The following is a 12,023-nucleotide window of genomic DNA, read 5'->3' on the forward strand; positions in this document are numbered from 1 at the left end:
TTCAGAAGCTTTTTTTTGTAAGAACAATATCTTGATAACTCGTATATTCATGTCGGCCGCACCATAAACCATAGTGTGGTTTATTCATTACCTCTAAGCCATATTTATTCAATAAAGCGCAAATATCTGTTTCAGGATAAGCAACTGCGAAATTAGGAATATCTTTATTTACGACATAACAATTTTCAATTTGATGATAAAATCCTAACGTACTTAGTCCTGCATTTAAATAATAGGATGACTCAGGGTTTATTAAAAAGAACGTAATAAAACATCTCCCGTCTTTTTTTAATACACGTGCAATCTCAGATACGTAATGTTCTAATTCTGTTGGGAGAAGGTGCGTAAATACAGAAGTTAAAAAGATGAAATCGAATGTCGCGTCTTCATATGGAAACTTATAGTGAGAGGCATCTTCTTTTCCTTCTGGATTGTAAAATTGATTGTATATGTCAACGTGTTCAAAATGAAAATTATTACGGGTAGTTGTAATATTATTTTTACACCAAGTGATACCTTCTTTAAACAAATCAAATCCATAATACGCTCCATCATCAGTTAAGTAATTCATTAATGGAACAGCCATTCGGCCGACGCCGCAGCCTACATCTAATACTTTTTCGTTTGACTTTAAAGCCCCAATTTGAATGAAATGCTTTAGGAATTCTTTACCGACCTTTTCAAAATCGCCACCTACATATTGGACGAGTTCAGGAGGGGGGAGTAATTTTATTTCTTTTTCAAGTTCGCTCATAAATACACTCCTTCCTTGTAGTAAAAAGGCAAACCAATACGGTATCCATATTATCTCGATATTTACAGACGAATCTCACCTCAAAACGAAGAGTATGGGGAAATTAAAGTTTTATTTGATAGCGAAAGAGGATAAGATGTGACCGCTTATTACATACAAGGAGATTCCTAAAACGGTTCATGTATTCAAGTATTAGATTAATAGGAATGGAACCTCCTTATAATCAAAATTTCTCTTATTCTTTTCGCCAATATACACCAAAGATATCAATTTTAGTAATAGGAGCTTTTAAGTTTCTTTGATTTCTAAAGTCCGTCACAGCTTCTGCACAAGCTGGTAGTCCATAGTCATCAATAATAATATAGCCACCTGTTGAAACTTTATCGTATAAGTTCACGAGACCATCCATCGTAGATTCATACATATCCCCATCAAGTCGTGCAATTGCAATCTTTTCTATTGGTGCTGTTGGTAAAGTATCTTTAAACCAGCCTTTTAAAAATTTTACTTGATCATTTAATAAATCATATTTTCTAAAGTTTCCTTGTACTTGTTCTAAAGAAACACGTAAATAATCGAATGTGTGTAAATAATCACCGTAGTCTTTCGGATATTGTTCTAAATTCGGTGCTGGCAAACCTTCAAATGAATCTGCAACCCAAATATTGCGATCCGTAATGTTATTGGCTTGTAAAAAGCCATTCATAAAAATGCAAGAACCTCCGCGCCATACACCTGTTTCGATAAAATCTCCTTCTATATTTTCACGAACAACGGTTTCCATTGCCTCATGTAACTGATTCATACGTTCTCGGCCAATCATACTATGTGCTGCTCTTGGCCAATCCAGTCCATCATGACGTTCACTTTTTGAAACATCTGGCTTTACAATTTTTAAGTTATGATTTTCGGCATATTGCTTAATGAATAAAGGGAGTGGTACGGTAACTGGCTCGAATTGAAGTTCTTTTGATATATGTAGAGATGCAGGTAAGTACTCCTCATATTCTAACCATATTTCAAATAAAATTGTTTTCTTTAGCAATTCGAGATAAAGCTGAACAGCAGATTTATTTTCCATATTTATGCCTCCTGCAAAATGTCATACAACAATATGATTATGTAGATAGTAAAGATTTCATGATTGAATTCGAAATAGAAAAAGCAGTAAAACCAATATCAGTTTTACTGCTAAGTAAAAGATTAAGCGATTTTCTCAATAATAATAGATGCACTTGTACCAAGAGCTAGAGATAACCCAAGTCCTGTAACAACAGCTTCAACCATTGATGGAGTTATTGTAATTTGTGTAATTGCCTGGATAACGAGAGGCGCTCCAACTGAGATTAAGCTTGTGCCTGCACCTGGTACATTAACGCCATTAACTTGAATTGCAAGGCTACCTAATACACTTACTAATGCAGTATATGCGATAACAGTAATCTTGTAGAATCCAGTTTCACTTATGATGAAAGTATCAGCGTCCAATTGAGAAATTGCAGTACCAAACTGAGATCCAACCGTGTTAAACGGTACAGGATCATTAATTCCAAGAGCTAAAGAAACTGTAGCAGAGTTAAATGCATACAATCCTGCTGGAAGTCCTAATCCAGATGGCCCAGTAGGCCCAGTAGGTCCAGTTGGCCCAGTCGGTCCAGTAGGCCCAGTAGGTCCAGTCGCACCAGTGGATCCAGATGGCCCAGTAGGTCCAGTTACGCCAGTACCTCCAGTCGGCCCAGTAGGTCCAGTTGCACCAGTACCTCCAGTCGGCCCAGTAGGTCCAGTCGCGCCAGTTGTACCAGTGCCTCCAGTCGGCCCAGTAGGTCCAGTTGGCCCAGTAGGCCCAGTAGGTCCAGTAGGCCCAGTAGGTCCAGTCGGTCCAGATGGCCCAGTCGGTACGGTCGGTCCAGTAGGTCCAGTCGGCCCAGTCGGCCCAGTTGGCCCGGTTGGAAGTGTAAACGGTGGTATTGGTGGTAAAGTTGGACCTACAAGATTAGGATCAAATGCACTAGCTGATAATGATTCATCAGGATTTAAGCCATCTGAATAATTATTATTTGACATAAATTCACCTCCATAAAGCTTTCATTATATAGTAGATGCAAAATCGCAAGAAAATGACACGGACATTTGAATTATTGAAAAGAAATCTAAAATAACTTGAACAATATAAAAATGTGGAAAGTTTCGCGTTTGTATAACATATGATTGAGTTGGAAGAAGGTGATTATATTGAACAAGCAAGGCATTACAATTAGTTTATGTATGATAGTCCGAGATGAGGAAAAGACAATAGCTCGATGTTTGGATGGGATTGAAGAAATTGTTGATGAAATTGTAGTAGTTGATACAGGTTCTGTTGATCGAACGAAAGAAATTGTAGAGAAATACACTCCTAATATATATGATTTCCAGTGGATTGATGATTTTTCGGCGGCTAGAAATTTTGCTTTTTCAAAAGCGACGCAACAGTATATATTATGGCTAGATGCAGATGACGTATTATTAGAAGATGCTCAAGAAGCATTGAAACAATTAAAGGGCCAATTAGATTCTAATGTGGATGCTGTTTCGATGCCTTATCACCTCGTAATGGACTCTAACGGGAAGCCTTTATATTGCACAAGAAGGTATCGGCTTGTAAAGCGCGAAAAACAGTTTCAATGGTTTGGTAAAGTACATGAGTATTTAGCGGTTTCCGGTGAAATTTTCAATAGCAACATTGCTATTACACATAAAAAGGAAAAAGAAGTAACGGATCGTAATTTGAAAATTTTTCAAAATGCTGTAGCAGCTGGAGAAGAATTGAGTCCGAGAGATTTGTTTTATTATGCAAATGAATCTATGGATAATCAAAAATACAATGATGCGGTTCTTTTATATGAAACATTTCTGAATCAAGATGAAGGATGGTATGAAGAGAAAATCTATGCATGTGGTAAGTTAGGGGATTGTTATGCGAAGCTCGGACTGTGGGAGAAAGCAGTTGAGGCTTGTGCAAAATCGTTTCGGTACGATGTTCCTAGAGGAGAGAATTGTACAAGAATAGGATATATATATATGAATCAACAAAAGTATAATGAAGCGATATTTTGGTTTAAATTAGCAACGGAAGTGCCGCTGGCAAAGGATAGTCCGTTTCACAGTCCAGCTAGCTACACATGGCTTCCTTATTTACAAATGTGTATTTGCTACAGCAAGTTAGGGGAGCAAGACAAAGCTTATTATTACAATGAATTAGCAGCTTCTTATGTTCCGAATAATGCTGCAATCGAGTATAACCGTAAATATTTTCGAGGTGTTTTTGATAAACAATATAAGGTGTAATGCATGCTATTTTTAGGAAATAACTTGTCACGATTCTAATAATGATAGATTGGCTATATATTAGAGTATCGGCAGGGATGGTATTGGTTATAAAGTGTATTTTGTTCATATGAGATGTATATTTCAAATTCAATTTACATAAGGAGTGTGTGAAATGAATCGGGAAAAAAGTTCTTTATATGAAGAAAAATCTGATTTTTATTATAATGCAGCGAATCCAAATTTATTGAAGCATATAAAAAAGGAATGGAAAGAAGTTCTTGATATTGGTTGCTCGAGCGGTGCATTAGGAGCGGCTATAAAAGAAAATGGTACACGTGTATCAGGAATTGAGGCATTTTCAGAAGCAGCGGAAAAAGCAAAAGAAAAGCTAGATCATGTTGTTTTAGGTGATATAGAGACAATGGATATGCCGTATGAGGAGGGCCAATTTGATTGCGTCATATTTGGTGACGTATTAGAGCATTTGTTTGATCCATGGGCTGTGGTAGAAAAAGTGAAACCATATATCAAACAAAATGGTGTGATTTTAGCTAGTATACCGAACGTTGCTCACATCTCGGTGTTAGCCCCCTTACTCGCTGGAAACTGGACGTATACAGAGTATGGTCTGTTAGATAAAACGCATATTCGTTTCTTTACTTTTAATGAAATGTTAAGACTGTTTTTAAAAGCTGGATATTCAATTAGTAAAGTAGATCGTGTATATGTTGATCATAAAATATATGAGCCACTTATTGAAGAGTTATATGGAATTTGTAAAAAGTATCGTCTTGGAAGTGGCTTCATGGCTGAGACGGTTGTATTTCAATATATTATTGAAGCAGAAAAATCACAATTATGAGTGCGGCAGACAAAACAATATTATTTGTTACATGTATAAATGATCGGAAATTGTATGCACAATGTGCGCGACATATATTGAAATTGGCAGTACCTCCTGGATATACTATACAATTCATGCCGATTCGAAATGCAAAAAGCATGACGAGCGGATACAATCAAGCCATTTCACATCCAGCAAAGTATAAAGTGTATTTACACCAAGATGTATTTATTATAAACGCAGCCTTTTTATACGGATTAATTCAATTATTTGAGGAACATGAACATCTTGGAATGATTGGGATGGTTGGATCGCAATATGTTCCTCCAACTGGTGTATGGAACGAAGGGCGTGGGATTGTCGGGAAAGTCATTGGTTATATGAACGATTTGTTTTATATGGCAAGTTTAGAGCAACCATTTCATGAATCAAAGACGTTTATTCCTGTTGAATGTATTGACGGTTTGTTAATGGCAACACAATATGATATCCCGTGGCGAGAAGACTTATTTGACGGATTTGACTTTTATGATGTATCTCAATCATTTGAATTTAAAAAAGCAGGATATACAGTCGGTGTACCTGTACAGCGCGATGCTTGGTGTATTCATTATCATTTCGATGTGAATATGACAAACTATGAAAAATATAGAAAAGTATTTGTAGAAAACTATATGTCAGATGTGAATAAGGAAGAATAGAGGGGCTACAAAATGAAAGATCACACAATATTAGTCGTTGTTTGTGTAAATAATGAAAAGCTTTTCGAGCAATGCGAGAGGCAAATAAGAAACATTTTTGTTCCCCCTGGCTATGCTGTGCAAATTTTCCCGATACGAGATGCAAAAAGTATGGCAAGTGCATATAACCGTGCTCTTTCATTTCCAGCAAAGTATAAAGTATATATACATCAAGACACGTATCTTATTAATCGTGATATGTTTTATAATCTTATTTCTCTTTTTAAAGAAAATGAAAAACTTGGTTTAATTGGAGTCGCTGGTGCTCAGTTTTTACCGAGTAACGGGATATGGTGGGAAGGGAAAAATTTAGTGGGGAAAGTGATTGAGTATAGAAGACGGAATTATCAATTATTAAATTTAGATCAAGGGTTTTATGGAAATCAATCTTTTATGTCAGTGCAGGCAATCGATGGTTTACTCATGGCAACACAGTATGATATTCCGTGGCGAGAAGATTTATTTCAAGGATTCCACTTTTATGACGTTTCACAGTCTTTAGAGTTTCAAAAGGCTGGCTATCTAATTGGCATCCCTAATCAAGCAAATTTATGGTGTATTCATTATAACGGAGATGAGTTTGATGCCGATACATACGAGAAGTATCGGAAAGTGTTTGTAGAACAGTATAAAGATATACTATCTCCATCATAAGGGAGAGATGTAGGATGAAAGGGATTATTTTAGCGGGCGGAACTGGATCGAGACTATATCCAATTACGAAAGTCACGAATAAACATTTGCTTCCTGTTGGACGGTATCCAATGATTTATCATGCAGTATATAAGCTAAAACAATGCGGGATTACAGATGTTATGATAATTACAGGTAAAGAGCATATGGGAGATGTTGTTAGCTTTTTAGGAAGTGGCCACGAATTTGGCGTGTCTTTTACGTATCGGGTGCAAGATAAAGCGGGCGGGATTGCACAAGCTTTAGGTCTTTGTGAAGATTTCGTCGGAAATGATCGTATGGTAGTTATATTAGGAGATAATATTTTTTCAGATGATATTCATCCGTATGTTGAAGAGTTTACAAAGCAAAAAGAAGGTGCGAAAGTGCTATTGCAATCTGTAGAAGATCCTGAAAGGTTTGGTGTAGCGCATATTCAAAACCGAAAAATAATTGAAATTGAAGAAAAGCCGAAAGAGCCGAAAAGCTCTTATGCTGTTACGGGAATTTATTTGTATGATTCGAAAGTCTTTTCTTATATAAAAGAATTAAAACCTTCCGCAAGGGGAGAACTTGAAATTACAGATATAAATAATTGGTATTTAAAACGAGGAGTACTTACTTATAGTGAAATGAGCGGTTGGTGGACGGATGCGGGAACTCATGCTTCTCTTCAAAGGGCGAATACGTTAGCACGGGATATGAACTTTGGGAAACAGTTTAACGGAGAATAGGTGAGAATATGAAAGTTGTAGAAACAAACTTTACCGATGCAAAATTGTTAGAACCGAGGTTATTTGGAGATGAGCGTGGCTTTTTTACTGAAAGTTATAATAAGAAGGTGCTAGAAACATTAGGGGTTACGTATTCATTTGTACAGGATAATGTTTCTTATTCAGCAGAAGCGGGAACAATTCGCGGATTACACTTTCAAAAAAATCCGAAAGCACAAACGAAACTTATTCAAGTTATGCAAGGAGCAATCTATGATGTTATCGTTGATTTGCGAAGAGATTCACCAACCTTTAAACAGTGGAGAGGATATATTTTAAGCGCAGATAACCACAGGCAATTATTAGTGCCAAAAGGATTTGCACATGGTTTTTGTACACTTGTCCCGCATACTATTGTTATGTATAAAGTAGATGAATATTATAGTGCTGATCATGACTCTGGTGTGCTTTGGAACGATAAAGAATTAGCGATTCCATGGCCAGTAACAAGTCCTATTTTGTCTGATAAAGATCGAATATTACCGTTACTTCAGGAATGTGAAGATAGCTTTTGAGTAGGAGAGTTGTTTATGAATATATTAGTAACAGGTGGGGCCGGATTTATTGGAAGTAACTTTGTCCATTACATGTTACAAAGCTATGAAACATATAAAATAATAAATTTCGATGCATTAACATATAGCGGGAATTTAAATAACGTAAAGTCTCTTCAAGATCATCCGAATTACTTTTTTGTAAAAGGGGAAATTCAAAATGGAGAGCTGCTGGAACATGTTATTAAGGAACGTGACGTGCAAGTAGTTGTAAATTTCGCAGCTGAATCACATGTAGATCGTAGCATTGAAGATCCGATCCCTTTTTATGATACAAACGTAATCGGGACAGTCACTTTATTAGAATTAGTGAAAAAGTATCCGCATATTAAGCTCGTACAAGTATCAACAGATGAAGTATATGGTTCTTTAGGGAAAACAGGAAAGTTTACTGAGGAAACCCCATTAGCTCCAAATAGTCCGTATTCTTCAAGTAAGGCGAGCGCGGACATGATAGCTTTATCTTATTATAAAACATATAAATTACCAGTTATAGTGACGCGTTGTTCCAATAACTATGGGCCGTATCAATATCCCGAAAAATTAATTCCATTAATGGTTACGAATGCGCTGGAAGGAAAAAAACTACCGTTATATGGTGATGGATTAAATGTAAGAGATTGGTTACATGTAAAGGATCATTGCAGTGCAATTGACATCGTTTTGCATAAGGGGCGTTTAGGAGAAGTATATAATATAGGCGGAAATAATGAAAAAACAAATGTAGATGTTGTGGAGCAAATTATTACTCTCTTAGGTAAAACAGAAAAAGATATTGAATTTGTTACAGATCGTTTAGGTCATGATCGTCGTTATGCAATTGATGCACACAAAATGAAGAATGAGTTTGATTGGGAACCGCAGTATACGTTTGAACAAGGGCTAAAAGAAACAGTGGAATGGTATGAAAATCATATAGAATGGTGGAAACCACTAAAAGAAAAGTAAGGGGCATGAAAATGAAAGAGCGGGTTATTATAACAGGAGCAAATGGTCAGTTAGGAAAGCAACTGCAAGAAGAGTTAAGTCCTGAAGAATATGACATATATCCTTTTGATAAAAAGTTACTAGATGTAACAAACATATCCCGAGTTCAACAAGTGGTACAAGAGATAAGACCACATATAATCATTCATTGTGCAGCTTATACGAAGGTGGACCGTGCTGAGAAAGAACAAGATCTTGCTTATTTAATAAATGCAATAGGAGCTCGAAATGTAGCGGTTGCTTCACAATTAGTAGGGGCTAAGTTAGTTTACATTAGTACCGATTATGTATTTCAGGGCGCAAGACCGGATGGGTATGGGGAATTTCATAATCCAGCGCCGATAAATATATACGGGGCCTCTAAGTATGCGGGGGAGCAGTTCGTCAAAGAGTTACATAATAAATATTTTATCGTTCGTACATCGTGGCTGTATGGTAAATATGGAAGTAATTTTGTGAAAACGATGATGCGATTAGGTAAAGAAAAAGATGAAATAACCGTTGTAGCGGATCAAATTGGCTCTCCTACGTACGTGGCAGATTTAAATATGATGGTTAATAAGCTCATTCACACTTCTTTATACGGTACATATCACGTATCCAATAGAGGATCATGTTCTTGGTTTGAATTTGCACAAAAAATATTTTCTTATGCAAATATGAATGTGAATGTATTACCTGTTTCAACGGAAGAATTCGGATCGGAGGCTGCGAGGCCGAAATATTCTATTTTTCAACATAATATGCTACGATTAAATGGTTTTTTACAAATGCCTTCTTGGGAAGAAGGATTAGAACGTTTTTTTATAGAAACAAAAAGTCATTAACAAATTTATGTTAATGACTTTTTTGTTTGCCTTTAAGCGGTTTTATGGTACTATAATTATAGTATCAGGTACTAATAACAAGTATAAGTATTTCTGGGAGGATATATCATGGAACTATTACAAGGGAAAACATTTGTTGTTATGGGCGTTGCGAACCAAAGAAGTATTGCATGGGGAATTGCTCGCTCTTTGCATAATGCAGGTGCAAAATTAATATTCACATATGCAGGAGAACGTTTAGAAAGAAATGTTCGTGAATTAGCGGACACATTAGAAGGACAAGAATCACTTGTATTACCTTGTGATGTAACGAATGATGAAGAACTTACAGCTTGCTTTGAAACGATTAAGCAAGAAGTTGGTACAATTCACGGTGTAGCACATTGTATTGCTTTTGCAAATCGTGATGATTTAAAAGGTGAATTTGTAGATACTTCTCGCGATGGATTTTTACTTGCACAAAATATTAGTGCATTCTCTTTAACAGCTGTAGCAAGAGAAGCGAAGAAAGTAATGACAGAAGGCGGAAATATTTTAACGTTAACATACCTTGGTGGTGAGCGCGTTGTGAAGAATTATAACGTTATGGGTGTTGCGAAAGCTTCATTAGAAGCGAGCGTAAAATATTTAGCAAACGATTTAGGCCAACATGGCATTCGTGTGAACGCTATTTCTGCAGGACCAATTCGTACGTTATCTGCGAAAGGTGTAGGCGATTTTAACTCAATCTTAAGAGAAATCGAGGAGCGTGCACCACTTCGTCGTACTACAACGCCAGAAGAGGTTGGAGATACAGCAGTATTCCTATTCAGTGATTTAGCACGTGGTGTAACAGGAGAAAATATTCACGTTGATTCAGGATATCATATTTTAGGATAAATATTGATTATAGTTTTTAAAGGACAGTCTCTAAAAGTTGAGGCTGTCCTTTTTTATTGTTCTCAGAAAGAACGATTTTTAACGAAAGTTCTTGCCACGTTATGAATATAACTATAATAGTACACGATTTATTCAGCGACGTATGGAAGTGGGAGGGACGAGTGTGAAGAATAAAAATAAAAGTTCAACAGTTGGAAAACCGTTGTTATATATTGCGCAAGTAAATTTAGAACTTGCTGCACCGAAAATAAAACGAATTATATTAACGAATTTTGAAGATGAGGACCGAGAAGAGAAAAGTAATAGAAACGAAAATGTTGTAAGTAGTGCTGTGGAAGAGGTGATAGAACAAGAAGAGCAGCAAATAGAAGAAAAAATAGAAGAAGAGGAACAAGAAGAGCAAGAAGAACAACAGCAAGTGAGAGCCGTCCCGTACAATAAATCATTTAAAGATATGAATAATGAAGAAAAAATTCATTTTTTATTAAATCGTCCTCATTACATTCCGAAAGTAAGATGTAGGATAAGAACGACTACCGTCTCATATATAGGATCGATTATATCGTATCGTAATGGCATTGTATCCATTATGCCACCAAATAGTATGAGAGATGTTCGGTTATCTATAGAAGACATCAAATCGATTGATATGGCCGGCTTTTAAATATGTAAAGGTGGTAGAAAGCTTCTACCACCCCAATAGTTTTTTAGTTTACTTAACTTATTAGATAGTAACGTCGCGTAGGCATTGAATCGCACAGAAGCAGCTTAAATCAACAGTAATGCAAGTAGATGTCGAGATTAATCTTGCATTTGGTACAGCTAAAAACGTACAAATTGGATCGTCACCAGGCGGTACAGGAGAACCGTCACCTAATACTACAGTTAACACACGCAGTACAGCACAGCTATCATCATCTACGCTTTCCACACGGAAAATTGGAGAACGGCAGCTAGTAAGGCTTGAAGATGGTGCAAATGCTTCAAAAGGTTCACCAGTTTTTGTGTATAAAATAAAAGGGCGTGTATTTGCTACTGATGCAGTATTGTGTGCTCCTAAAAATGGGATTTCACAACCAGATCCACACGTAGTAGTAGAGCAATCTTGTAATTCATTGATGAATTTTACAACGTCAACTACACAATGAGAAGAGCTATGGTGTTTATTTTCGTTACAACTCATTAATGTCACTCCTTATCTTCTTGTTTGTATTTACATTAATAAGATATTGGAGTCGGAGAGATTTGGTCACAATCTCAAGACCTTTTTTTTTAAATAGGCGAAAGAAGATAAGGGAAGGTGGATTCATGCTATTTACAAGCTGGCTTTTATTTTTTATATTCGCGTTAGCTGCTTTTAGGCTCACTCGTTTAATTGTTTATGATAAAATTACAGCCTTTTTGCGAAGACCGTTTATTGATGAATTAGAGATTACGGAGCCGGATGGAAGCTTATCAACTTTTACAAAAGTAAAAGGTAAAGGATTAAGAAAATGGATTGGCGAATTATTAAGTTGTTATTGGTGTACAGGTGTATGGGTCAGTGCTTTTTTATTAGTTTTATATAATTGGATCCCGATCGTTGCGGAGCCATTACTTGCATTATTAGCTATCGCAGGTGCAGCTGCAATTATTGAAACAATTACAGGATATTTTATAGGAGAATAATATAGTTTCAAAATGT

At 36.3% G+C, this 12,023-nt stretch carries 15 protein-coding genes; 11 read left to right on the forward strand and 4 right to left on the reverse strand.

Annotated features, from left to right (window positions below; all coding sequences use genetic code 11):
* Position 1: 1 nt before the first annotated feature.
* The 3 genes from F0362_RS06140 to F0362_RS06150 form a co-directional block, all read right to left on the reverse strand.
* Positions 2-754, reverse strand: a complete 753-nt coding sequence (locus F0362_RS06140) for a class I SAM-dependent methyltransferase (RefSeq protein WP_001292084.1) — start codon at positions 752-754, stop codon at positions 2-4.
* Between the two features lie 235 nt (positions 755-989).
* Positions 990-1,835 (reverse strand): TylF/MycF family methyltransferase, encoded by an 846-nt coding sequence (locus F0362_RS06145; protein ID WP_000428841.1) that lies wholly within the window; start codon positions 1,833-1,835, stop codon positions 990-992.
* A 122-nt stretch (positions 1,836-1,957) separates the two neighbouring features.
* Complete coding sequence (locus F0362_RS06150) at positions 1,958-2,818, reverse strand: BclA C-terminal domain-containing protein (RefSeq protein WP_149889692.1); 861 nt, start codon at positions 2,816-2,818, stop codon at positions 1,958-1,960.
* A 165-nt stretch (positions 2,819-2,983) separates the two neighbouring features.
* Between F0362_RS06150 and F0362_RS06155 the strand changes: the two genes are divergently transcribed.
* The 10 genes from F0362_RS06155 (at position 2,984) to F0362_RS06200 (ending at position 11,003) form a co-directional block, all read left to right on the forward strand.
* Positions 2,984-4,081, forward strand: coding sequence for a glycosyltransferase (locus tag F0362_RS06155; protein WP_149890054.1), 1,098 nt, complete (start codon positions 2,984-2,986; stop codon positions 4,079-4,081).
* Between the two features lie 154 nt (positions 4,082-4,235).
* Positions 4,236-4,925, forward strand: a complete 690-nt coding sequence (locus F0362_RS06160) for a class I SAM-dependent methyltransferase (RefSeq protein ID WP_001078421.1) — start codon at positions 4,236-4,238, stop codon at positions 4,923-4,925.
* Positions 4,922-5,608, forward strand: a complete 687-nt coding sequence (locus F0362_RS06165) for a glycosyltransferase family protein (RefSeq protein ID WP_001271194.1) — start codon at positions 4,922-4,924, stop codon at positions 5,606-5,608. Before F0362_RS06160 ends, F0362_RS06165 begins: the two co-directional genes overlap by 4 nt.
* A 12-nt stretch (positions 5,609-5,620) precedes the next feature.
* Positions 5,621-6,301: a glycosyltransferase family protein gene (locus F0362_RS06170; RefSeq protein WP_000651532.1), complete on the forward strand. Its 681-nt coding sequence runs from the start codon at positions 5,621-5,623 to the stop codon at positions 6,299-6,301.
* A 14-nt stretch (positions 6,302-6,315) separates the two neighbouring features.
* Positions 6,316-7,053, forward strand: coding sequence for a sugar phosphate nucleotidyltransferase (locus tag F0362_RS06175; RefSeq protein ID WP_149889693.1), 738 nt, complete (start codon positions 6,316-6,318; stop codon positions 7,051-7,053).
* An 8-nt stretch (positions 7,054-7,061) separates the two neighbouring features.
* Positions 7,062-7,607, forward strand: a complete 546-nt coding sequence (gene rfbC / locus F0362_RS06180) for a dTDP-4-dehydrorhamnose 3,5-epimerase (protein ID WP_000869430.1) — start codon at positions 7,062-7,064, stop codon at positions 7,605-7,607.
* 15 nt (positions 7,608-7,622) lie between these two features.
* Positions 7,623-8,594 (forward strand): dTDP-glucose 4,6-dehydratase, encoded by a 972-nt coding sequence (gene rfbB, locus F0362_RS06185; RefSeq protein WP_001024154.1) that lies wholly within the window; start codon positions 7,623-7,625, stop codon positions 8,592-8,594.
* Positions 8,595-8,605: 11 nt separating this feature from the next.
* The gene (gene rfbD, locus F0362_RS06190) at positions 8,606-9,460 is read left to right on the forward strand and encodes a dTDP-4-dehydrorhamnose reductase (RefSeq protein WP_000664678.1); all 855 of its coding nucleotides are present in this window, start codon (positions 8,606-8,608) and stop codon (positions 9,458-9,460) included.
* A 108-nt stretch (positions 9,461-9,568) separates the two neighbouring features.
* Entirely contained in the window at positions 9,569-10,339 is a 771-nt protein-coding gene (fabI, locus tag F0362_RS06195; protein ID WP_000421885.1) for an enoyl-ACP reductase FabI, read from the forward strand.
* 142 nt (positions 10,340-10,481) lie between these two features.
* On the forward strand, positions 10,482-11,003 hold the full coding sequence (locus F0362_RS06200; protein ID WP_002038172.1) for a spore coat CotO family protein: 522 nt from the start codon (positions 10,482-10,484) through the stop codon (positions 11,001-11,003).
* A 60-nt stretch (positions 11,004-11,063) separates the two neighbouring features.
* On the opposite strand, the gene exsY is transcribed toward F0362_RS06200, so the two are convergent.
* A complete protein-coding gene (gene exsY / locus F0362_RS06205) occupies positions 11,064-11,522 on the reverse strand; it encodes an exosporium assembly protein ExsY (protein ID WP_001277750.1) in 459 nt (152 codons plus the stop codon).
* Between the two features lie 125 nt (positions 11,523-11,647).
* On the opposite strand from exsY, the gene F0362_RS06210 reads away from it, so the two are divergent.
* On the forward strand, positions 11,648-12,007 hold the full coding sequence (locus tag F0362_RS06210) for a DUF1360 domain-containing protein (protein ID WP_000899656.1): 360 nt from the start codon (positions 11,648-11,650) through the stop codon (positions 12,005-12,007).
* The last annotated feature ends 16 nt before the right edge of the window (positions 12,008-12,023 follow it).

Source organism: Bacillus sp. BS98, from assembly GCF_008432245.1.
GTDB classification, from domain to species: domain Bacteria; phylum Bacillota; class Bacilli; order Bacillales; family Bacillaceae_G; genus Bacillus_A; species Bacillus_A toyonensis.